Source organism: Bradyrhizobium sp. AZCC 1678, assembly GCF_036924765.1.
Lineage (GTDB): Bacteria > Pseudomonadota > Alphaproteobacteria > Rhizobiales > Xanthobacteraceae > Bradyrhizobium > Bradyrhizobium algeriense.
The window spans coordinates 5,508,987-5,532,284 of sequence record NZ_JAZHSE010000001.1 but is presented as its reverse complement, the minus strand read 5'-3'; the positions used below and the strand labels follow the sequence as shown (position 1 = coordinate 5,532,284).

General features: G+C 59.8%; 22 protein-coding genes. 20 read left to right on the top strand and 2 right to left on the bottom strand.

What is annotated here, in order from left to right:
- The first annotated feature begins 912 nt into the window (after positions 1-912).
- The 7 genes from V1294_RS26570 to V1294_RS26540 all read left to right on the top strand — a co-directional run bounded on the left by V1294_RS26570 (position 913) and on the right by V1294_RS26540 (position 6,002).
- A complete protein-coding gene (locus V1294_RS26570; RefSeq protein ID WP_334501254.1) occupies positions 913-1,281 on the top strand; it encodes a Rieske (2Fe-2S) protein in 369 nt (122 codons plus the stop codon).
- On the top strand, positions 1,265-1,597 hold the full coding sequence (locus V1294_RS26565) for a hypothetical protein (protein WP_334501252.1): 333 nt from the start codon (positions 1,265-1,267) through the stop codon (positions 1,595-1,597). The genes V1294_RS26570 and V1294_RS26565 overlap by 17 nt, the downstream gene beginning before the upstream one ends.
- A gap of 10 nt (positions 1,598-1,607) precedes the next feature.
- Positions 1,608-2,879, top strand: a complete 1,272-nt coding sequence (locus V1294_RS26560) for an amidohydrolase family protein (protein ID WP_334501250.1) — start codon at positions 1,608-1,610, stop codon at positions 2,877-2,879.
- 44 nt (positions 2,880-2,923) lie between these two features.
- Positions 2,924-3,907: a Bug family tripartite tricarboxylate transporter substrate binding protein gene (locus tag V1294_RS26555; protein WP_334501248.1), complete on the top strand. Its 984-nt coding sequence runs from the start codon at positions 2,924-2,926 to the stop codon at positions 3,905-3,907.
- A gap of 106 nt (positions 3,908-4,013) precedes the next feature.
- The gene (locus V1294_RS26550; protein ID WP_334501245.1) at positions 4,014-4,697 is read left to right on the top strand and encodes an aldehyde dehydrogenase family protein; all 684 of its coding nucleotides are present in this window, start codon (positions 4,014-4,016) and stop codon (positions 4,695-4,697) included.
- The gene (locus V1294_RS26545) at positions 4,603-5,496 is read left to right on the top strand and encodes an aldehyde dehydrogenase family protein (RefSeq protein ID WP_334501243.1); all 894 of its coding nucleotides are present in this window, start codon (positions 4,603-4,605) and stop codon (positions 5,494-5,496) included. The genes V1294_RS26550 and V1294_RS26545 overlap by 95 nt, the downstream gene beginning before the upstream one ends.
- An 80-nt stretch (positions 5,497-5,576) precedes the next feature.
- Positions 5,577-6,002 carry a VOC family protein gene (locus V1294_RS26540; protein ID WP_334501241.1) on the top strand — a complete coding sequence of 142 codons (426 nt, stop codon included), beginning with the start codon at positions 5,577-5,579 and terminating at the stop codon, positions 6,000-6,002.
- Positions 6,003-6,127: 125 nt separating this feature from the next.
- On the opposite strand, the gene V1294_RS26535 is transcribed toward V1294_RS26540, so the two are convergent.
- A complete protein-coding gene (locus V1294_RS26535) occupies positions 6,128-6,973 on the bottom strand; it encodes an IclR family transcriptional regulator (RefSeq protein ID WP_334501239.1) in 846 nt (281 codons plus the stop codon).
- Positions 6,974-7,109: 136 nt separating this feature from the next.
- Positions 7,110-8,822: a thiamine pyrophosphate-dependent enzyme gene (locus tag V1294_RS26530; RefSeq protein ID WP_334501237.1), complete on the bottom strand. Its 1,713-nt coding sequence runs from the start codon at positions 8,820-8,822 to the stop codon at positions 7,110-7,112.
- A 206-nt stretch (positions 8,823-9,028) separates the two neighbouring features.
- Between V1294_RS26530 and V1294_RS26525 the strand changes: the two genes are divergently transcribed.
- The 13 genes from V1294_RS26525 (at position 9,029) to V1294_RS26465 (ending at position 23,254) form a co-directional block, all read left to right on the top strand.
- Positions 9,029-10,282 (top strand): hypothetical protein, encoded by a 1,254-nt coding sequence (locus V1294_RS26525; RefSeq protein ID WP_334501235.1) that lies wholly within the window; start codon positions 9,029-9,031, stop codon positions 10,280-10,282.
- 99 nt (positions 10,283-10,381) lie between these two features.
- Positions 10,382-11,362: an alpha/beta fold hydrolase gene (locus tag V1294_RS26520; RefSeq protein ID WP_334501233.1), complete on the top strand. Its 981-nt coding sequence runs from the start codon at positions 10,382-10,384 to the stop codon at positions 11,360-11,362.
- Positions 11,363-11,666: 304 nt separating this feature from the next.
- Positions 11,667-12,968 (top strand): MFS transporter, encoded by a 1,302-nt coding sequence (locus V1294_RS26515; protein WP_334501230.1) that lies wholly within the window; start codon positions 11,667-11,669, stop codon positions 12,966-12,968.
- Positions 12,969-13,005: 37 nt separating this feature from the next.
- Positions 13,006-14,505 carry an aldehyde dehydrogenase gene (locus tag V1294_RS26510; RefSeq protein WP_334501227.1) on the top strand — a complete coding sequence of 500 codons (1,500 nt, stop codon included), beginning with the start codon at positions 13,006-13,008 and terminating at the stop codon, positions 14,503-14,505.
- 41 nt (positions 14,506-14,546) lie between these two features.
- Complete coding sequence (locus V1294_RS26505; protein WP_334501225.1) at positions 14,547-15,182, top strand: SRPBCC family protein; 636 nt, start codon at positions 14,547-14,549, stop codon at positions 15,180-15,182.
- Positions 15,179-15,592, top strand: coding sequence for a Zn-ribbon domain-containing OB-fold protein (locus V1294_RS26500; RefSeq protein WP_334501223.1), 414 nt, complete (start codon positions 15,179-15,181; stop codon positions 15,590-15,592). Before V1294_RS26505 ends, V1294_RS26500 begins: the two co-directional genes overlap by 4 nt.
- 13 nt (positions 15,593-15,605) lie before the next feature.
- The gene (locus V1294_RS26495) at positions 15,606-16,760 is read left to right on the top strand and encodes a thiolase family protein (protein WP_334501220.1); all 1,155 of its coding nucleotides are present in this window, start codon (positions 15,606-15,608) and stop codon (positions 16,758-16,760) included.
- Entirely contained in the window at positions 16,757-17,626 is an 870-nt protein-coding gene (locus tag V1294_RS26490; protein WP_334501217.1) for an FAD binding domain-containing protein, read from the top strand. The genes V1294_RS26495 and V1294_RS26490 overlap by 4 nt, the downstream gene beginning before the upstream one ends.
- A 1-nt stretch (position 17,627) precedes the next feature.
- Positions 17,628-18,113: a (2Fe-2S)-binding protein gene (locus tag V1294_RS26485; RefSeq protein WP_334501215.1), complete on the top strand. Its 486-nt coding sequence runs from the start codon at positions 17,628-17,630 to the stop codon at positions 18,111-18,113.
- 2 nt (positions 18,114-18,115) lie between these two features.
- The gene (locus V1294_RS26480) at positions 18,116-20,464 is read left to right on the top strand and encodes a xanthine dehydrogenase family protein molybdopterin-binding subunit (protein ID WP_334501213.1); all 2,349 of its coding nucleotides are present in this window, start codon (positions 18,116-18,118) and stop codon (positions 20,462-20,464) included.
- Positions 20,461-21,258, top strand: a complete 798-nt coding sequence (locus V1294_RS26475; RefSeq protein ID WP_334501211.1) for an IclR family transcriptional regulator — start codon at positions 20,461-20,463, stop codon at positions 21,256-21,258. Before V1294_RS26480 ends, V1294_RS26475 begins: the two co-directional genes overlap by 4 nt.
- Before the next feature lie 2 nt (positions 21,259-21,260).
- Entirely contained in the window at positions 21,261-22,529 is a 1,269-nt protein-coding gene (locus tag V1294_RS26470; RefSeq protein WP_334501209.1) for a CaiB/BaiF CoA transferase family protein, read from the top strand.
- Entirely contained in the window at positions 22,526-23,254 is a 729-nt protein-coding gene (locus V1294_RS26465; protein WP_334501207.1) for an enoyl-CoA hydratase/isomerase family protein, read from the top strand. Before V1294_RS26470 ends, V1294_RS26465 begins: the two co-directional genes overlap by 4 nt.
- Positions 23,255-23,298 lie beyond the last annotated feature (44 nt).

The following is a 23,298-nucleotide window of genomic DNA, read 5'->3' as shown; positions in this document are numbered from 1 at the left end:
TTTTGGAGTCTGCTTACTCGCTCGTATGAGCCAGAGCTGATTCTTCAGTACGAGCCTGCATATCGCGTTGTAAAACAAAGAAGAATGCCGCACCCGACACGATTCGAACGTGTGACCTTTGCCTTCGGAGAGCAGCGCTCGAGCGATATCGTTGCTGACGCGGTTAAACGCGGAGCTGCGAGCGGTACTTGCTGCGCATGTAGCGATCGAGCTTCCTCCGGGCTCCTTGGCTCGCTCGGTCGACGGGTGAATCGTGGCGCCAAAGATGCGAGCACGGACCGACTGTAGCCGGACCCGAACCGTCGGGAGCGCGGCGATCCGAGTGTCGATTTCAAATGCGAAGAGCGCCGCACGGCGGCGCCCTTCGTTCGTTTTCGATTCGCTCGTGGCGATGGCCGGCTAGGGCTTGGTGACAAACTGGACCTTCCGTTCGCCGAGCTTATGCCGTGCCCCGCTGTTCTGCGGGCCGAGGCTCTCGGTCACATGGATCAGGACATTCGCCCGCCGGTGCAGCTTCAGAAGCGGTCACCGTTTGCGGGTTCTGGTTCGGCAGTTCCACGGTGGCGGAGAGCAGGATGTCCTGAACGCATCCAGCAGCCTAGTCGCTGACGAAAGTGTACGAGCCGCCCGTGCCAACGTTCATGGGCCAAGGGACCGTCGGTGTAGTCGGTGCCGTCGTCGTAGAAGAACTTGCACCCCGGGGCCACGACGACGGCGCCCCAATCGGCGGAGCAATTGTTCGTCATCGTGACAGGCGGGTCTCGATGCAGAGCCGCCGATGATCTCGACAGCTATTCGCCACATCTAACGCGACCGATCGCATAAGTTCTGCAGTATTCCACTGATCGGAATGCATTTTTGTTGACCAGAATACTGAGCCTGCTACCGTCCGTAGCGTGGAGAGGAGAATGAATGAGCGAAATTTTGGTTGGTGCATCCTCAGAGATTCCTGAGTCAGCCCGCAGGATCGTCAGCTACGGCGAGCAAGAAATCGGAGTCATCCGCATCGCCGGCCGGTTGCATGCTTTCCTGAACGTCTGCCCGCATCAAGGTGGCCCTGTCTGCCAGGGAATGCTGATCCACAAGGTCGAGGAAGTCGTCGACTCCGACCGAAAGTTCAAAGGGATGAAATTCAGCGACGACAAGATCAACCTCGTTTGTCCGTGGCACGGCTGGGAATTCGACATCGAAACCGGGCGCTGCGCGGGCGATGGCAAACAGGGCGTCCGCAAATTCGCGGTCCGCGAGGAAGAAGGGAAGATCTATGTCGTCATTGGCTAAGCGTACCATCTCCGGAGCGGATAACGGAAGAAGCCTTCAGGCTGAGGAAGACGCTTCTGCTCTTGCCCAAATTCTCAAGGATCTCGTGCCGCAGGCCGGTGCGGCCCTGGATAACGAAACACTCCAGTCAATTATCGGCTCCGCCCTCAACATCTATGTCCAGCGCTTCGAAGAGGGAGATCGAAGCGCGGTTGTCCCGCCGGATGCCGGATTGAACGCAACGGCCGTTCTGATCGTCGCGAGCATGCTGCTGAAAAGCGCCCGCGTGGAGCTTTTCGAACTCGGAATGTTTCAAACGTTCTCCGGCATCAAGTAAGGGTCGAGCTATGGAAATCCTGTCGAGCGAGGCGAATTTCAACCTTCCGGTGGACGGATACGACACGGGTATTCATCTTGCTAACGCGCGACGTCAGGCCGACCGGCGCGGTCTTGACGACGTTCTCATTGTCGACGTGGACTGTCACCATTACGAGACGGACAATTTCGAGCCCATTCTGAACTTCATCGACGATGCTGCGTTCCGCCAAGTAGCGTTGAATGCATTCAAGTACCGCGGCGCAAACGGTGTGCTGTATGATCAGCCTGGTTATCAGGACCTCGGCGGCCGGATTACGCGCTACATGGCGCGGAAGGGCGAGAACGTGTCGATCGTCGGGACGGGTGCCGAAAAAGATGCCATTCAGGCCCACCGATGGATGGATGCGCTGAGCGTCGACTATGCATGCCTGTTTCCGACTCCGATGCTCTTTCTCGGACTCCACCCGCAAGTGGACGTCGAGGTCATGCTTGCCCGCGCCTACAACCGTTGGATAACCGAGGTCCTCCTTCCGTCGAATCCGCGGTTGGTTTCGATGCTTTACCTGCCTTTCAACGATCCGGAAGCGGCGTACCGGGTCGTCAAGGAGAATGCCGGAAAGAAGGGCGTCATAGGATTCACCGTTGTCTCCACGCGCTATAAGCCCGTGCATGACAACGCGTATATGAAGACCTACTCGCTGCTGGAGGAATTGGAGCTTCCTCTTTCGTTCCACGCTTCATATCACTGGAACGATCAGTTGGTGTCGAACTGCAATCGCTTTCTGACCGCTCATGCGCTCGGTTTCACTTTCTTCAATTCAGTCCATTGCGCGAACTGGATCGTAAACGGCCTGCCGGAGCGGTTTCCCAAACTGAAAGTGATTTGGATCGAGTCCGGCCTTGCCTGGGTACCCTGGCTGATGCAGCGCCTGGACAACGATTACAGGATGAGATCATCGGAAGCGCCCGCTTTGAAGAAGCTGCCGAGCGACTACATGCGGGACATGTACTATTCGTCCCAGCCCATGGAGATGGTGAACAATCGCAAGGCGCTGGAGCTCACCTTCGAGATGATCAATGCGGAAACACAGCTCCTGTACTCGTCCGACTATCCGCACTGGGACATGGATCTGCCAAGCACGATCTGGGACCTTGATTTTTTGAGCGAGCAAGCCAAGCGGAACATCCTGGGAGAGAATGCCAAAAGGGTGTTCAACCTCGATACCTCGCATCGCTTCCCAGATGGAATTCCAACCAGCGACTGCCGCAAAGCCAATTTGCGCAAGTTTGAAAAAGCTTAAGCGCCAAAATCCCGGCGAACGGGCCAATTTCGGGAGGATGAAAGATGTTGGACCGCAGAACGGCGCTTGCGCTCACTATATCTTCGCTGTTGGCGCCGCTGTCCAAGACAAGCTTCGCGCAAGGAGCGGATAAATACCCGGCTCGACTGGTGACTTTGGTTCATCAATACACGGCGGGCGGAACGACCGACCTGGTCGCCCGGCTAATCGGCGAGGGCCTTCAGAAGAAATGGGGCCAACCATTCATCGTGAACGGACTATCAGGAGGAGGGGGTATCGTCGGCGGGGCCCATGTCGCAAATGCAAAGCCGGATGGCTATACGCTCCTGCTGACCATCAGTGTCATGAGCATCCTTCCGGCGATGAACAAAAAGCTGCCGTTCGACGTCGAACGCAGTTTCGCCCCCGTCGCCAAGATTGCTTCTTTGCCGTTCGTCATCATTACCAGCAAGGCGTCCGGCATCACGTCGCTTGAACAGCTGATTGCGCGTGCGAAGGAGAATCCGGACAAGATCACCTGCGGCTCCGTAGGCATCGGCTCTCCGCATCACCTCGCCATCGAGCTATTCAACCAGACCGCCGGTATCACATTGCGGCACGTGCCTTACAAGGGCGCTGCGGGCGTGATTACGGATCTCTTGGGCGGCTTCATCGACATGACGTTCATCGGCATACCAGGGGTCGCCGGTCTTATCGATTCAGGCTCCGTGACCCCCATTGCGTTAACTGGCTCGGAACGGAGTCCGATGCTGCCGAAGACGCCGACCGTCGTTGAATCGGGCTACCCCCATTACACGCAAGAGACCTGGTACGGCCTCGTTGCGCCTGCCGGCACCCCCGGCGATGTGATCGACAAGCTCTATCGCGGCATTACCGAGGTTCTCGAGCTCCCGGAGAATCAGAAAAGAATGGACGAGATAGGTTTGAAGATCGCTATCGAACCGCCGGCGATCTTCGGAAAACGACTTCACGACGAAATCGTGTCATGGCGGAAGCTAGTGACCGATCGCCAATTAGAACTCAACTGACACACGGAACTCCTTTCGTGACTCGCCGACTGCGGCGACGCTGTGCAGCTCCTGACGATTGTGGAGCATAGTGCAGACATAACTTAAGAAAATAGCGAGATCCACAATGCCAAACGACGTCGCTCCGGCGCATCACGACCTGTACATCAACGGCGCTTGGGACCCGGCTGCCTCCGGCGCAACCTATCTCAGCGATGATCCGTTTTTGGGAACAGCATGGGCGCAGGTGCCGGACGCTGGTCAGGTTGACGTCGACCGCGCCGTCATGGCGGCAAAGAATGCGCTGACGGGTCCGTGGGGCGCGATGACCGGCGTCGAACGATCGAAGCTTCTGCGCCGTTTGGGAGATTTGTTCGCCGAGCGCGCAGAGGAACTAGCGATCGTCGAATCGCGGGATAATGGCAGACTGCTGAAAGACCTTCGGACCCAGATGCATATGCTTCCGGATTGGTACTATTACTACGCCGGTCTGGCGGACAAAATCGGTGGTGAAGTTCTGCCGTCGGGCCGGCAGAACTTCTTCGTATACACGGTACGCGAGCCCGTCGGCGTCGTAGCGGCGATCGTTCCGTGGAACTCGCCGCTGTGGTTGATCACTTGGAAAGTGGCGCCTGCACTCGCTGCAGGCTGTACCATGGTCTTGAAGCCATCGGATTACACCCCGGTTTCGGCGCTCAAGTTCGCGGAACTGGTGCATGCTGCGGGATTTCCTCCCCGGCGTGTTCAACGTCGTGACGGGCAACGGGCCCGAAGTCGGAAAAGCTCTCGTCGCTCACAAGGGAGTGGATAAAATCACGTTTACGGGCTCCACCTCGGTCGGTGTGGAGGTGGCTCAAGCGGCCGCTCGGAATATCACGGGTGTGCTTCTCGAACTGGGCGGCAAATCGGCTCAGATCGTCTTTCCTGATGCGGACATCGACGCCGCGGTCAATGGTGTGATTTCGGGCGTATTCGCAGCATCGGGTCAGACGTGCATGGCGGGCTCGCGGCTCCTTCTTCACCGCCAGATCCATGATGTCTTTGTCGAGAAGCTCGTGGCGCGCACGCGCGAAATCCGGCTTGGGGATCCGCGCGCTCCGGACACTCAACTGGGGCCGATCGCCAACCGCACGCAGTTCGAAAGAATCCTGGGCTTCTTCGAAACGGCCAAGTTGGAAGGGGCGACGATCGCGGCTGGCGGCCGCGCATCCCCGCTTGGCGGCCTTTTCATCGAGCCGACTGTTATAACGAATACCGCACCCGGTATGCGCGTCGTCGAGGAAGAGATCTTTGGCCCCGTCGTCGCGGTGATGTCATTCGACAGCGAGGCTGAGGCGTTAGCGCTCGCGAACGCCAGCGAATTCGGTCTGGCCGGGGCAATTTGGACCAACGACATCGGACGAGGGCACCGTGTTGCTGGCAGACTGAAGGCTGGGACAGTCTGGATAAACTCCTATCGGACTCTTGCGCCTGGTGTGCCATTCGGTGGGTATAAGAGGAGCGGGCTCGGTCGCGAGAACGGACGCGTAGGCCTCGAGGAATACACTGAGACGAAATCAATCTGGGTCGAGATCGCTGGAAAGGACCGAGATCCGTTCATCATAGGCTGACTGCGACACTCATGGTGTGACCATACGCTCCCTGTCGCAACTGCAGGAACTCGTCCGATTTAACTCTTCTGGAGGAAATTATGGATTGGTCAATACACCATATCAACCTGCCCGCGCACGATGTCAGGGAAAGCACTCGTTTCTATCGCGACCTGATTGGACTGACGGATGGTCCAACACCGAAGACGGTGGGGAAGGGGTCAGGCAAGTTTCAGCGCACCGAGAGAGCTTTTGTTTGCATAGGCGATGGAGATCGCGGTCTCCACATCATGAAGCCTATGCCTAACTTCGCGAGCGACAATGGGTTCAGCGTGAACCCTGTCATCTCTGGCCATTTGGCCATAACGGTCCGTGATCTTGATGCTGTGAAGAGACGCCTCCATGCCGCAGGCATCTTTTATGCGGATGCCGGCAATTTCTCAATGCCTGAAGTCCGACAGATATACGTCTATGACCCATCGATGAACTGCATCGAAATCAACGAGGTCAGATCAAGCCATTTCTGATTCGGCTACACCTGACGCAAGTTCTACTCAAAGGAATGTTCTACAATCCAAACGCAAGCACGCTAGAAACGGAATGATGTCACCAATCAACTTCGAACAGCAGCAAAACTGAACCCACAGATTGCCTAGAAAACACGGGGCAATTCAGTACGGGAAGCAGTGCCAACAGCTTGCGCTCCTACCACGTTGGACATCCCGGCCGCCGCCTCCCGGACTAAGCGAGCGAGCGGTTCTCGTTCTTCGTCGCTGACGCGCAGACTCGGATATACGACCAGCAGGCTACCAAAAACCATGTCGCTCCGTCCGAACACCGGAGCTGCTATTCCGATCGCGCCCGCCATCTTCTCTCCGAAAGTAATCGCATAGCCGGCCTGCCTGATTTGGTCGAGCCGCAATTCCAGTTCATCGCGAGACGGGAGCGATACACCGTTCACAGGCGACGGTCCCTCATCGGCATAGGCGAGATCAATATCTTGGCGCGGCAGAAAGGCCGCTATCGAAAGGCCACTCGCTCCCCAGAGGAGGGAGATTGGCACATTAAGTCTGATGTCGTAGCGCAGCGCCGCCCGTGAATCGACTTTGAGCGCGTAGCAGATCTTTTTCGCCGACGGCAGGTACAAGCTGAACACGGCTGTCTCACCTGACTCATCCGCGATCTTTTCAAGAAACGGCATCGCGATGTCGGTAAGGTCATGATTGGATTGTATTTCAGCACATACGCGCAACAGTTCGATCCCGAGCCGGTATTTCCTTTGCCCTGGCACGGTGTCGATAAAGCCCTCCCGCCGCATGATTTCGAGCAGCCTGTGACAGGTGCTTGGCGGGAGTTCGAGGGCGTCGGACATTTCCTTCAGAGATGACTCCCGATGCCGCGCGAAATACTGGATAACGTGCAGGACTCGCTGGACCGTTCCCGGCGTGTCCCCGCGGACCGAAGTTTCAGTACCCATCAAAGCGTCGCCTGTCGTCATTAGCCAACCTTGCATGTCCACTTTGAGAACGGCCCGGTACTCGGGCGGACCGGCAAGCTAGCATCCCGGGTCGGAAGCAACAATCGGCATCCTTCCAACCTCCTTCCGCGACGAAGAAAAGGCCCGCTATCCGACCTCATCTTGTCCAGCTTTCGTAATTGGCGACCGCGATATTCAAGATCGCAGGTTTGCCCTTTCCCAATGCGGCAATGGCGCTCTCGATAGCCTGGGGAAGGTCCGCCGCACGTTCGACCCGATACCCGAATCCGTCTACCAGCCCGGCAGCTTGTTCGTAGTTGGCCGGCTTGATGTTCGTTCCGTAATAGTCGTTTGTATCTTTCGAAACACTTCGCGGATAGAAAACGTTATGCATATGCTGCATCGAAGCATACTTTCCGTTGTCCAGGACAAGGATCAGCAGGGGAAGGCCATGCTGTTCCGCAAAGGTCAGCGCGGGAAGAACAGGGTTGTATAGGAAGGTCCCGTCGCCCATCATGACCACGACAGTTCGTTCCGGCAGCGCCATTTTGACGCCGAGCGCGTAGCCGATCGATTGCCCGAGTCCGCTCGGTGCGCGAATGTACCCGAATGGATCCTGCCAACGCAGTTGATCTCGGAGTTCGACGGAATAGACAATGGTCTCATCAACGAAGGTTGTCGACGTCGGCAACTTGTCGCGCAGAGCAGTCGCCAAAGCAGGCATCGTGATTTGATCGCTGACCTTTGCTTTCTCGCGCGCCGCCTCGAGGCGTTCCACGAGGACACCGTGCTTTGCCGACCAAAACGTCCGTCGGTCATTGCGCAGCGTGCCGTTCGTCGTGTTTTCCCGCAGCATCCCCGTCAAGAGCTCGAGCGTGACAGCCGTATCGCCCTCCAGGTACAAGGATGCTTCCATCACTTGGTAGGCCATGGACGTCTTTAAGGGATTCTCGCCGATGCACACGACACTGGCGTTTTCCGGGATGTTGCTGGGCGGATACCAGGGAGCTCTTGCATCCACTAGGAGCACGAGATCAACGTCCGTCAGGTGCGGGGTGACGCTCGTTCCCGCAAACTGCTGGTGATCCTTGGGAAAGCTCGAAAAAAATGATGCAGAACCTTCCACGACGCCGACTCCGGTCACATCGACGAAATCGACGAGTGCCCGATAAGCTGCAGGATCTCTTCCGGTGTTCTCCGTTATTACGAGCGGGCGCCGGGCGGATGCTATGAGTTCTGCGACCTTGGCGAGATCGTGCGTCAGGGGCTGGCGCTTTGGCGCCGGCGGCGCCTTTCGCACGTTGCGAGGAGGCGACCACTCCTGCATCATTGTCTCCATGGCCACGCATAGGTACGTCGGCCCCCTCGGAATGCGCTGAGACAGTTCGCCGGCTCGGACGATGGACTGGTAAAGCGTGGCACTGCTCGGGACCTGCTGCGAAAATTTTATGAACGGCGCAACAAGCGCCTGCGTGCCCCCGGTAACGCTCAGATTGCGATACCACTGCGAACCCGGATCGAAGCCGTCTTCTCCATAGTCGAGCGCCTCGCCCGACATTACGACCATTGGCGTCTCTTGGGCGGCAGCGGCAAAGAGTGCCATCGATCCCTGAAGCAGCCCGGCTCCCGCGTGAAGGACGACTGCCTGCATCCGTCCCGTAACGTGGGTATAACCGGCGGCCATGGTCACTGCGATCGTCTCATGACCGCAGTCAATCCAGACAGGACCCGGCTTGCCGTCGCGTTTTTGGCGAGCCATTGCGTCCCACAGGGAGGGCCATTCCGAACCCGGGGACGAGATGACGTATTCGACGTCGAGTTGACGAAATGCCTCGAGGATTGCTTCGCCCCCATCAATTCGGTTTTGCATGTTGTTCTCGTTTGCTCCCTCAACCGGGCGGTGCTCGCCGGGGCGTCGACCACAAAATCAGGCCAGTCTCGAGAAGGACGACTCGTCGCTGAGGTCGGTTGGTCCAGTCCGCCCCAAAAGAGACGTTCCTAGCGGCTGTTCGGGTCCTTCTCATATTCCGATTACCGGAATGGAATTCTGTTTGGCTGAATGATTAAGCTTGGTATGTGTTTTTCGTCAAGGAGAAACTGTTCCATTTGCGCTTGCGGCTTGGTGGCTTGCGTTCGGGTACGGAAACGGAGGAGCCGGTGAGGGACACGTCCTATTTTCGTTCAGCGCGCGGTAACAGTGTGCGTGCTGCGTCAACCACCGGAAGCTCCGGTGGGCTGCCAGCGGGCAGAGCGGGCGCTCTGCTCGCCTTGTGTCTGGTTACGATGGCATCCCCTCCCGCTTCGGCGCAGGCGCTGACAGATCTCAAGCCGACGAGCGAGCCGCTCATACTGCAGCAACAGGGCAGTTTTTTCGTCGGCGGTCGGAAGATCGTCAATGCTAATTCCGGCTGGAACGAGGTCGCGTCGCGCTTCGGGCCACCAGGCGGCAACGTCGTGGTCGATCAGATGTACATCCAGTTTCAAAAGGGTGTGAATGCGTCGAAGGTGCCCGTTGTCTTCGTTCACGGCTGCTGTCTCAGCTCGAAGGAATGGGAGACGACACCGGACGGGCGGATGGGGTGGTACGAATACTTCACCCGGTCGGGATATCCGACTTACCTCGCGGAACAGGCAGGTCGGGGACGCTCCGGGTTCAACACGATCGGCTTCAACGAAGTCCGGCTCGGTCAGAAGTCGCCCGGCGCCTTACCGCCGATCCTCGCCGCCACCGATCAATTTGCCTGGCTCACTTTCCGGCTCGGTCCGAAGGTTGGTGAACCCTGGCCGGATTCGAAGTTTCCTACGGACAAGATCGAAGAACTCTACAAGCAGATGATCCCCGATCTGATTCTTACGCAGGTCCCTGACCTCATCGCCGAGGTGGTTAGTCCGGTTTCAAACCTTCCAACGGTCGTCAACCTCGCAGAGCTTGCGGAAAAACTCGGTGGCGCCGTACTGGTCGGTCATTCCGAGTCGAGTACCTTTCCGACAAAGGCGGCCTTGAAAGGCCGTCCCGGAATCAAGGGCATAATTCAGCTCGAGACGGGATGTTTCGCGAACCTGAATGCGGAGCAGATCTCGATCCTGGTGAAAATTCCGATCCTCATCATGGTCGGGGACCATTTCCAGAATCCTCAGCCAAGTCCGGACTGCATCGCGCAGCGCGACGCGATCAACAAGGCAGGGGGAGATATGACCTTCATTTCATTGCCCGACCTAGGGATAAGGGGAAACAGCCATATGTTCATGCAAGATCTCAATAATGTGGAGGTTGCGCAGATCGTCATGAAGTGGCTCGACGACCATGTGGATCGCCCCGCGAAGCGGTAGAAGCCTTGCGGTGCGAAATCCGATATTCCTATACCCGCGAGTGATCATTGACGAGTGCCGGCCAGCATGACGCCAAGTCATGCAGCGCTGACCCGCAGAATGCGAGACGTCGATCAACTCCTGATGAACGCGAAGTGTGGTCGCTTTTATAAACCGGTCTGGAACGGTGCTTCGCTGCCGAGCTTCGCGCGGCCGCGCACAAGTCGATCGAACAATCCCGTTGCACGTCAGAAAAAAGGGACGATTCAGATGTCGGAGAAACGGATCTCTTGCACACGTGCGATCAACATGGTCCGAACCGGGCCGCCAGAAGCGCCGGCGGTCATACTCGTCCATCCTGCAGGATTGGATCTTACCTACTGGAGCGCACAAATCGAAGCTCTTGGCGAAGACCACGATGTCATTGCGTTCGATTTGCCGGGTCATGGCCGGACGTCCGGCGGTCCGGCGGCTGACTGGACGCTGGAGAACACGGTGGCGACTCTTGCGCAGGTCATCAGATCCAACGGCGTCGCGAGTGCGCACCTTGTCGGTCTGTCTCTTGGTGGAATGATTGCCCAAGCATTGGCGCTCGCCGAGCCAACGATGGTCCGCTCGCTCGCGCTGATCGGGACTGCCGCAGGATTTTCCGATGAAGCGCGCGCTGCCTTGCGTGCCCGAGGCGCGACCACACGCGATGGAGGTATGCATGCAGTCTTGTCATCGACCGTGCAGCGTTGGTTTACCGCTACGACGATCGCGCGCCGTCCCGACCTGATCGAACGGGTTATAAAGACCTTGCTTGCCGACGATAGGCTCGTACACGCGGCCGTATGGGACATGATTGCGGCACTTGATCTTCTGCCGATGCTTCATCGCATTGCGTGCCCGACCCTCATTCTGGTCGGCGAGCATGACCCGAGCACACCACCATCGTCCGCGGAAATCCTCGAGCGGCTTATTCCCGGCGCACATCTGCACGTCATTGCCGATGCCTCGCATATGGCGCCGTTGGAGAAACCGGCAATCGTTAACGCCCAATTGCTGGAGTTCCTATGGAGCCTACGGAACGCTCCAACCGCGGCGAACTCGCACAAATAACAGTGGTCGCCGGCGCGCATGTTTGGCGTCGCGCCGATGACCCGGCAGAGTCCTGACAATTGCCGGGCTCGCGCCTGCTATGCGGGATTGCGAGTAGATGCGGACCTGCGCCGTAAAAATCAAGCAAAATCAAAACGTTAGATCAGCGTTCCTTGCGGTTGAGCGGAATTCCCAAATTCTACTCAATGGAATTCTATTTTGTTGATTGGAATGTTGCGGACTGCGATGATTGATCGCCGCCGAGAAATGCGGCGACGGACCTCCGGCACGAGCCGGAAGACCGGACTAAGTCGAGAGGAAGCCCGTGGGTCTCAAAGCTAATTCGATCGTTCCGCCGTACCCCGTGACGAACGCTTGCGATGCAGCGCGGATCAAATGGCTTGCGCTTCTTTCCGGTTTTCTCGGTTGGACCTTCGATTCGATGGATCTCAATCTGTTCACGCTGGTGCTTTTCCCGGCCGTGTCGGATCTCATCGGCTCGACGGATCCCGCGCAAGTTGCCCAAGTCGGCGCCTACATCATGGCGATAAAGCTGCTGTGCTGGGGGATCGGGGGCATCGTATTCGGGGTCGTCGCGGACAGGATTGGCCGCACAGTCACGATGGTCATCACGATCGTCATCTATTCGGCCTTCACCGGGCTGAGCGGTTTGGCCCAGAGTTGGGAGCAGCTTGCGGCTTTTCAGGCGCTCGCCGGCATCGGCATAGGCGGCGAATGGGCGGCCGGCGCCGCCCTCGTCGCGGAAAGCTGGCCCGAAAAAGGCCGCGCCCGCGCCATGCAGGTCATGCAGTTGGGCTTCGCGGTCGGCTTCTTCGTAGCCGCACTCGATAATTTATTGCTCGGACCCATCAGCTGGCGATGGGTCTTGGCCGCCGGCGCGGCGCCGGCGCTGATCGCACTCGCGATTAGAGCCTTCGTGCCCGAGCCGGAGCGGTGGCGACGCGTCCGTCAGGAAGAGCGCACCGCAAACGTCACGGCGTTCGAGACCTTCTCGGCCGTCTTCGCCCCCGGCATTCGGCGGCGCACGATCGTTGGCGTCCTGATTTCGGCGGCGATGATGATCGGAAGCTGGGGCGGTCTGACGTTGTTGCCGAGCTGGATCCAGCAGCTTGTACGCGCGGCGGGACATCCCGCGGCTGTCGGCGTTCAAGCGATCTCTCAGGCCTTCATGTTGATGATGGTCGGCGCAGCGACCGGCTATATCGCGCTTATCTACCTGTCGGACGCTCTCGGTCGACGCGCCTCGTACTTCTTGTTCGGCCTCGGGGCCCTTCTCGCGTCGCTTCATCTCTTCCTCTCGATCGCCACGCTCGATCAGCTGATGATGTTCATGCCCGTTTTCGGATTTTTCGTAATCGGTGGTTTCGGCACCTTCGCGGCATACCTGCCGGAGCTGTTTCCGACCCGGGTCCGGGCAACGGGGCAGGGCTTCTGCTGGAATTTTGCCCGCTGCGTCACGGCGGTTGGACCTCTCATCGGCGGCGGCCTGGTTGCATCGCTCGGCTCTTTTCAGGCGGCCGCGGCATCGACGTCCGTCTTCTACGTAATCGGTCTCGTGGCGATTTGGTTCGGACCGGAGACGCGTGGCGTCCCGCTCGACGACTGACGCTCACCCAAGTCATTTTCGAGCAAAGGAGAAATTCGTGTTGGACACCGTATCAGACACACGCGATCAATCACCCGTTGCCTACGACATGCTCGTGAATGGGGGTTGGGTCGGCGCTGCGTCCGGTCGCCGACTGGACAGTCTTGATCCGTATACCGGCCGGACTTGGGCCACCGTGCCCGATGCGGCAATGCCGGACGTGGCGGCGGCGGTTGGAGCCGCGCGCGCGGCCTTCGACATGGGACCGTGGGGCCGCATGACGGCCCGGGACAGGGCGGCTTTGCTGCGCCGAATGGCGGAGCTCATCGCGCGCGACGTCGACCGGCTGGCTGCGATAGAGAGCCGCGACAACGGCAAGCTGGTCCGCGAAATGAAGGCGCAATGGCGCTACATCCCCGAATGGTTCAACTATTTCGCGGGAGCGGCTGACAAGATAGAGGGTGCGAGCCTGCAGTCGGATCGATCCAACTTCACCATTTTCACGCGCAAGGAGCCGGTCGGCGTAGTGGCGGCGATAACGCCATGGAATTCGCCGGGTCTGCTTCTGGTCTGGAAGCTCGCGCCGGCGCTGGCCGCCGGCTGCACGTTTGTAGTGAAGCCCTCGGAGCACACGCCGATCTCGGCTATTGAATTGGGCAAGCTGTTCGAAGAAGCAGGCTTTCCGCCAGGCGTCTTCAATGTTGTAACGGGCGGTCCGGAAGCCGGCCGCGCGCTCGTGGGCGATCCACGGGTGGATAAGATCGCGTTCACAGGATCGACCGACGTCGGCAAGAGCATCGCAAAGGCCGCAGCCGACAATCTAACCGGTGTGCTGCTTGAGCTGGGCGGCAAATCTCCCAATATCGTGTTCGACGACTGCGAGCGAAAAGCGGCCGCGAACGGAATTATTGCCGGCATCTTCGCAGCCTCCGGTCAGAGCTGCATGGCCGGTTCGCGCCTCGTGATCCAACGTTCAATCATGGACGAGGTGCTCGGGCGCGTTGTCGAACGCGCCAAGACAATCAAGCTCGGTGACCCAACCCAGGCCGATACCGAGATGGGCCCGGTCGCGACGCGTCAGCAGCACGAAAAGATTTCCGGAATGATCAGGAGTGCCTTGGCGGACGGCGCGCGTCTCGCCTGCGGTGGCCTCGAAGGAGGGCCCGGCGGCCTCTTCGTTCTACCGACTATTCTGGTGGATGTTAGGCCCGACATGTCCATCGTACGCGAGGAAGTCTTCGGACCGGTACTCTGCGTCCTTCCGTTCGACACAGAGGAGGAGGCGATCGCCATCGCGAACGACACGCAATTTGGTCTCGCGGCTGGGATTTGGACTCAGAACGTTCAGCGCGCGCACCGCGTCGCCAACCAAGTGCGGGCCGGGACCGTGTGGATTAATGCGTACCGGGTCGTGGGCTACAACGCTCCCTTCGGAGGGTACAAGCAATCGGGATGGGGCCGCGAGAATGGGATGCAGGCTCTCGATGAATATCTCGAGACGAAAACGATCTGGATTGAGCTGTCGGGCGCGACTCGCGACCCTTTCACCATCGGCTAGTGCGCAGCTCTTCTAAGGCATCGGATTGAAGGAAAATCGTCTTGAAGATCGAAAACCAATTCATCGTGGATCTCCCGCCGGCTGAAGCTTGGCGGGTGCTGCTCGACGTGCCGGCAATTGTGCCGTGCATGCCAGGCGCGGAACTCCTCGCCGACGAAGGCGGGGGTACCTATGTCGGGCGGGTCAAGGCAAAGCTTGGCCCCGTTGCGGTCGAATTCCGAGGCAAAGCGCAATTCGTCGACATCAACGAGACCGCCCATAGCGTTCGCGTGAAGGCTTACGGCAACGAGGTGAAGGGGCGCGGAAACGCCTCAGCCGAGGTAATGTTTCATTTGACGCCTCAGGGTGCCGGGACTCGCGTCAACGTCGAGACGGATGTCAACCTCGCCGGTGCAGTCGCCCAGTACGGTCGGGCACAGGGTGTAATCGCCGGCGTCGCGCAGGTTCTCATCGATCAGTTCGCGAAGAATCTGCGCGCGCGCATCTCTGCCGATGCGCGTGGAGAGCGCCAAATTGTGGATCCGGCCAGAGTCAGCTCCCCGGCCAGCCTCGGGCGCGATGTTGCCGCGCAGATCTCTCAGCCAAGCACCGCCCCGCCAGTCAAGGGGATCTCAGTCTTCTCTCTGCTTTTCATTTACATCCGCAGCCTCTTCTCGTCGAAACGGAGTGCGTCATGACTTCTGGATCTCAAGGCCTCACGCCGCACTTCATTTCAGACCGGCTCGTCGCCGTCGCTGAAGACGGCACGCCGCAACTCATAACCGGCCGGTGCCGCGCTTGCGGTGCTCGCAGCTTTCCTCGGGCAGACGTGTGTACCGAGTGCCTGTCCGAGGATGTCGAGGCCTCTCGGCTCCGATCCGAAGGCACGCTCTACTCATTCTCGGTCGTGCATCAGGCACCGAAGGGTTGGAATGTGCCCTATGCACTCGGATACGTGGACCTGCCGGAAGGGCTACGAGTGTTGGCTCACCTCGACGCTTCCTTCGCAAATTTGCGGATTGACGGTGCAATGAAACTCGCGCTCGGGGTCGTCGGGACGGATCCCATTGGTGCGCCTCTCTCGACCTATACCTTCGTTCCGGCCTGAAGAGGATACCGACATGAACATGAAGAGCCTGCGCGAGGTATGCGTCGTCGGGACCGGCATGATTCCCTTCGGCAAGTATCCGGACACGACATTGGCGGAGATCGGTTGGCCAGCGGTCAAAGAGGCCATCGCCGAATCCGGGCTTTCGCCCAAGCGGATTGACGCTGTCTTCTGCGGCACCGCGCTGGGCGGCATGCTGGCCGGGCAGCGCGTCATGAAGACGCTTGGGATTAGCGGCATGTCGATCATCAACATCGAGAACGCCTGCTCATCCAGTTCATCGGCGCTATCGCTTGCTTGGCTCTCGGTCGCAAGCGGTCAGCACGATGTCGTCGTGGTGATCGGAGTCGAGAAGCTGACCAAGTTCGGCGGAGGTGTGCTCCCGCTCGAAAAGGAGGACTGGGAGGTCAACCAAGGCATGGTGATGCCGGCTCTGTATGCAATGAGGGCGCGACGCTACATGCACGAATACGGCCTGACCGAACGGCAACTCGCGGAAGTCTCGGTCAAGGCCCATGATCACGGAGCGCTCAATCCTAACGCTCAGATACGCAAACGCGTGACGCTCGATGAAGTGATGAACGCCCGCCCGGTGACTGATCCCTTCACCCTGTGGCATTGCTGCCCTACCGGCGACGGCGCGGCCGCGCTTGTGCTGACAAGCGGCGACGTCGCCAGGCGGAATGACACAAAGCCGGTGCGGATCGTCGCTTCGGAAGTCACATCAGGTCTCTACACTGACGGTTATCGAGACATGACTTGGGCGGAGCTGACCGCTCGTGGGGCGAAACACGCCTTTGAAATGGCGGGTATTGGTCCCGAAGATGTCGACGTGGCCGAGGTTCACGACGCGTTTACGATCGCCGAACTTATGTATTACGAGGCGTTCGGATTCTGCGCGAAGGGAGAAGGGTACGGGCTGCTTTCGAGCGGTGCTACCTCGCTCGGCGGTAAAACGCCGGTCAACCCATCTGGCGGCCTGCTGTCGCGCGGGCATCCCATCGGCGCGACAGGCGTAGCGCAAGCAGTCGAAGTCAGCCGGCAATTGCAAAGCCGAGCTGGCGCACATCAAGTCGAAGGCGCGCTAGTTGGGCTGACCCACGCAACGGGCGGAGGCATTGCCGGGCTCGATCACGGCGCCTGTTCGATCCACATGTTTTCGCGATGAAGCCGGCTCCGTTCGAGTATCATGCACCGACGAGTCTCGACGAGGCCGCGACGCTATTGGCCGGTCTTCAGAATGCCAAGATACTGGCAGGCGGCCAGTCGCTCGTACCCATGCTGAACTTTCGATACGTCATCGTCGATCACATCGTGGCTCTCGAGAACATCCGGGATCTGGCCGGTATCACGATGATGAACGGCGTTATGCGCATCGGCGCGATGACGCGGCAGCGCGAGCTCGAGTACTCCGATCTCGTTTCCAAGCATTGTCCGCTCCTAAAGGCAGCACTCGCCTACACGGGCCATAGACAGACCCGCAATCGCGGTACGATCGGCGGAAGCCTCTGCCATGCCGACCCGTCCGCCGAACAGCCGACCGTCTGTGCCTCACATGACGCAATTGTAGAACTTCATTCCGTGCGCGGCAGGAGGCGGGTGCAGTTTTCCGAGTTTGGGACTGCCTTCATGACCACCGCAGTGGAACCGGACGAGATTCTGTGCGCGGTGGAGTTACCGCTGTGGGGCAATGGCCATGGTTACGGTTTCCACGAATTCGCCCGGAGACACGGCGATTTTGCGATTGTCGCATCTGCCGCGTTGATCCAGCTCGGATCGGACGGCTCCATCGCGCGCGCCTCCGTGGCACTGGCGGGCATTGGAAACGCGCCGCTTCGCATGCCTGCCATCGAGCAGCATCTCGTCGGGCGGCGACCCGATCCAATGACTCTCCGCCAGGCTGCGATCCTTGCGTCCGACATCGAGCCCATCACGGACATCCATGCCGGCCCAGACTATCGACGGCAGCTCGCGCGCGTGCTGACCGAACGGGCGCTCGCGGATGCGGCGCGACGTGCGGCCGGAGAGGTTTGAAATGACTCGGAAAACTCTTTCAATCGAGATCAATGGGCAGGTTCGTGCAGCAGAAGTAGATCCCCGGTTAACGCTCGCGGACCTTTTGCGACACGAGTTTGATCTCACGGGTACGCATCTCGGATGCGAACACGGCGTATGCGGGGCATGTACCGTCCTGCTGGACGGACGTTCGGTCCGCTCCTGCCTTATGTTTGCGGTCCAGGCTGACGGAAAAAAAGTCACGACGGTCGAGGGGCTTGGCGGTGATGCCAACGGGCTCAGCGTGCTCCAGCGTGCCTTTCGGGAGCACCATGCTCTCCAATGTGGCTTCTGTACCCCGGGTATGCTCGCCACGCTAACCGAACTCCTCATCGACAATCCAGATCCAACGGAAGGAGAGGTGCGCGAGGTCATCACCGGAAACCTGTGCCGCTGCACGGGTTATGCCGGAATCGTGTCCGCGGCATTGGATGCAGCGCGCCGGATTCGGGCGGGAGAAATCTGACGATGGGTGCAAAGCAATTCGGCGCTCGTGTTGAACGTCTGGAGGATCCTGCTCTGCTTACCGGGCGCGGTTGCTACGTGGACGACCTTAAGCTGCCGGGGATGCTGCATGGTTGCTTCGTGCGGTCGTCGCACGCGCATGCGCGGCTGCACTCCGTCGATGTCGAGTCCGCGCTGGGTATGCCCGGCGTGCGCGCGATCCTAACTGCCGCCGACCTACCCGGACCGATGCGGCATGAGCGCATGCCGATGCTGGTGCCTAACTCATCCATCGCGGCGTTGAAGACCCAGCATTGCTTGGCTCTGGATGAAGTCTGCTATGTCGGTCAGACGATCGCGCTGGTGATCGCAGATAACCGATATCTGGCAGAGGATGCGGCGAACGCAGTATTCCCTGATCTGGAGCCGCTTCCCGCCGTCGGCGATTGCCGGGACGCGATAGTGTCCGGAACACCGACCGTCCATCTCGACCTACCCGACAATATAGCGTCGCGGTTCCGGAACGCGTTCGGCGACGTTGAGGCCGCATTCGCGGATTCACCTCACGTATTCAGGGAAGAGATTTTTCAGCATCGCGGCGGTGGAATGGCGATGGAAACCCGTGGGGTCGTCGCTCAATACGATCGCGCCGGAGATATGCTGAATGTTTGGTCGGCGACCCAAACCCCGCATATCGGACGAAGAATGATCGCCGATCTTCTTGGACGAAGCGTCGAGAAGGTGCGGGTGATCGCGCCGGATGTGGGCGGCGGCTTTGGACCAAAGGCGATTTTTTATCCGGAAGAGGCTGTTGTAGCGGCTGCGGCACTGAAACTCGGCGTGCCGATCAAGTGGATCGAGGACCGGCGAGAGCATTTGATCTGTGCAACCCAGGAACGGGATCAATATTGGGATGTGGAGATCGCAGTCGAGAGGGACGGCAAAATCAGAGGCGTTCGGGGCAGCTTGTTGCACGATACCGGCGCCTTCGTTCCTTGGGGCGTGATTATGCCCTACATCGCGTCGGCAACAGTGCCCGGACCGTACGTGCTGCCCGCCTACAGCCTCGACGTGACCGTAGCGCTCACCAATAAGGTTGCGACGACACCTGTAAGGGGTGCCGGCCGACCGCAGGCGGTATTTGCCATGGAGCGGCTGATGGATCGCGTGGCGCGAGAGTTGTCGCTCGATCCGGCCGAGGTCCGGCGGCGCAACTTCATCCAACCGGACCAAATGCCCTATAACGTCGGACTGGTCTTTCGCGACGGCAAGCCGGTCGTCTATGACAGCGGTGACTATCCCAAGGCCCAATCCGCCGCCCTCGAGCTCTGCGATTACCAGGGCTTTCCGGCTCGCCAGCAGGCCGCTTTACGGGAAGGACGCTATCTCGGCATGGGACTGGCGAACTATGTCGAGGGGACCGGTCTCGGTCCGTTCGAGGGCGTCACGGTCCGCATTCAGCAGAATGGAAAAATAGCGGTCGCGACGGGCGCCACCAACCAAGGTCAGGGCACCCGCACGACGCTTGCACAGATTGTCGCCGATCATCTGGGATGTCGCATTGAGGACATCGAGATGACGATCGGAGATACCGGGGCGATCGCAAACGGGGTGGGTGCGTTCGCGAGCCGCCAAGCCGTGAACGCTGGCTCGTCCGCCGCGATCGCGGCCAAGGCCGTGCAGACGCAAGTGATCAAGCTGGCGGCGCGCGCGCTTGGCGTGACGGAGAGCGACATCCTGGTCGAAGACGGAATCGCGACCGGCCAGGGCGGAAACAAGCCGCAGTTGGGTTTTGGCGAGCTTGCGCGACTATCTCAAGGAATGCCCGGCTTCGCCATGTTACCGGGCGACCAGCCCGGACTGGAGCACACTGCATATTTCACGCCTTCGCAGGCCTCGTATTGCAGCGGCACCCATGCGGTGGAGGTCGAAGTGGATATTCAAACCGGACAAGTCAAGATCGTGGACTATGTCGTCGCGCACGACAGCGGCAACATCATCAACCCGCTGATCGTCGACGGACAGGTTCAGGGAGGGGTGGCCCACGGTATCGGAAACGCGCTGCTCGAATTCGTAAAATACGACGACAACGCCCAACCACTCACGACGACCTTCGCCGACTACCTTCTTCCGATGGCAACGGACGTGCCGACTTGCCGCATTGCTCACGTGGAATCGCCCAGCCCGCTGAATCCGCTCGGCGTCAAGGGCGCCGGTGAGGGCGGAACGATCCCGGCCGCGGCCGCAATCATCGCTGCGATAGAAAATGCACTTTCGCCCTTCGGCGTGCATTTTGTGGAGACGCCTCTCACGCCCGAGCGCATCGTTCAATTGCTGGCTGCGGCCGGCGCCTACGAGGAGCTTGTCGAATGAGCGACAAGCCGGAGACGCTCGGGACCGTCCAACGCGTGGTTCAGGTTCTGCGACATCTCGCCGAGACGGGCGAGACGACAATCAAGGACGTGTCGGCGGCGCTCGGGCTCGTGCCGAGCACATGTCATCGGATGCTCGAACTCCTGAGCCGGGATGGGATCGTAGAGCGCGATCCGATCGCGCGATCCTATAGCGTGGGCCCGGAGTTCTTCCGGCTCGCGGCATTGGTCGAGTTGAAGCACGATGTTCGAATTCTGGCGCGGCCCTTTCTTCAAAAAATCGTAGATGGCTGCGGCGAAACCGGCGTTCTCAGCCTCTATCTGCCGGCCGAATGCCGCATGATCTTCGCAGATAAGGTCGATTCCAGCCAGTTGCTCCGGTATCAGTTGTCCATGAACACGCCCCTTCCCGTGTTGTGGGGGGCGAGCGGCCGCGCGATCCTGGCCTTCTTACCGACGGCCGAGGTCGACCGGGTACTTAAGATGAGTGATTGCGCCCCCGCGTCCGGGGAGAAGCGTCCAGCACGTCATCAACTCTTATCCGAGCTCACCGCCGTTCGTGAGCGGGGCTACGCAATCTCCCGGGGACAAAAGATTGCCGGTGCTGTCGGCATCAACGCGCCCGTGTTCGGCGCATCGGACCGGGTCATCGGCAGCTTGGGCGTCACCATGCCCGAACAGCGGTCCACGCGGGCAAACGAAGCCGAGATTTCCAGACTCGTCACCGACCAAGCCGAAGCGCTGTCGCGCGCACTCGGCGCCTCCTTCCCCCGCCCCAAATCCAAGGTTGTCTAGCAATGAGTTCAGAACTCCGATCCTCCTTGGGGCCGCTCGCGGGCCTTAAAGTTCTCGATTTGACGCAGTTCCTGTCGGGACCGTATGCCACGCAGATCCTGGGCGATCTCGGAGCGGAAGTCGTCAAGGTCGAGCCGCCGGAAGGCGATATGACCCGCCAGCTGCCACCATACTTCGTCGGCGCGGACAGCGCCTATTACCACTGCGTCAACCGCAACAAGCGCAGCCTGGCCGTAGACTTGAAGTCTGAGGAGGGCAGCGCACTTGTCCGGGACCTGGCGGTGGCGAGCGACGTCGTCGTGGAAAATTTCCGCCCGGGGGTTCTGGATCGGCTCGGCCTCCGGTACGCAGATATCGCGGCGAACAAGCGATCCCTCGTCTGGTGCTCGATCAGCGGCTTCGGCCAGAGCGGTCCTTACCGCGACCGGCCCGCGTACGACATGATCGTACAGGCCATGTCCGGCGGCATGTCGCTCACGGGCGAAGCGGACGGGCATCCCGTACGTTCGGGCATTCCGCTCGGCGATCTGGCTGCCGGCATGTACGGCGTCATCGGCCTGCTTGCGGCGCTCCTCGACGCAAGGCGGACGGGGCATGGCCGCCACGTCGATATTGCGATGCTCGACTGCCAGATTTCCATGCTGAGCTACCAAGGCGCTTATCATCTCGTCTCGGGTCATGTTCCGGGCCGGCAGGGACGAGGTCACGACTCGATTCCGACCTACCGGGCGTTCACTTGCGGCGATGGAGCCGACGTCGTCATCACGGCCAACACCGAGCGAATGTGGCAATCATTGTGCGGCGTTTTGCGGCGCTCTGACCTTGCCGGAGACGAACGGTTCGTGGTGAACGAAATACGCTTTCGCAATCGGATAGAGCTGTGGGCTGTTATCGAGCCGATCTTTCTTACGCGCTCTTCCGTAGAATGGGTGGAAGCATTGCGCGCCGCCGAGATTCCGGCCGCCGTGGTCAACACGCTCGATCGAAGCCTGTCCGACGATCAGGTCTTGTACCGGAACATGGTGCTCGATCTCTCCAGTCCGGATCAGCGGCTCCGCGTGCCGGGTAATCCGGTGAAATATGTCGGAGAGTCGGAGATCGCGCACCGGTTTCCGCCTGGTCTTGGTACCGACGAGGACGAAGTACTCTCGACGCTCCTCGGGTTTTCCGCTGAAAAAATCGGAACTTTGCGTCGCACGGGCATCATAGGTCCACGCCGCGATCGAACTGAGCGGCCCGCGAGCGCCGGATCACGGGGGGTCGCAAAGTGACGGACGCACGATTTCCGATCCGGATTGAAGGTAGCGGTGACTTGGTTTCGATCCTAATCGATCGTTCCGAGCGTGGTAATATGCTGACGCTGCCGCTCATCTCCATGCTTGCGGCTCACCTTCGCGCGATTTCGGCCGAGGTGAAGCTTGTGCACCTGCGAGGTGCCGGTCCTGACTTCTGCCGCGGTCGCGATCCCCTGGGGAATCCCCAAGTAAAGAACGCTGCGCAGCTTCGGGAGACGCTGATCGAGCCCATCCTCGATCTCTATGACGCGCTCTCGGCCTGTCCGGTCCCTGTCGTGGCGAGCGTGCGGGGAATTGCCCGCGGGTTCGGGGCCGCGCTCGCCATCGCATGCGACGTCACGCTGGCTTCGGACACGGCTCGCTTCAGCCTACCGGAGATGGAACGCGATCTTCCGCCGACCCTAGCAATGTCAGCTGCGATGCGGAAGATTCCCCCGAAAGCGCTGGCGCATCTCGTCTATAGCTTGAACGAGATTGACGCTCCAACCGCATTGTCCTGGGGGCTCGTTGGAGCCGTCGTTCCCGACGCGTCGTTGGAGAGTGAGAGCGATCGACTTCTTGCCACCATGCAGGCTCGCTCTCGAAGTGCGCTCGTCGCAGTTAAAGAATATCAACGTGCGGCTCCGGAACTTGGGCCACGGGCTGCGCGAGATTCCGCTGCAAACTTGCTCGCGACGGTGCTGTCCTCGGCAGATCGCTAGAAGTTTGCGAGGATCCTGACATTCCACCGCCACCGGAGAATTTG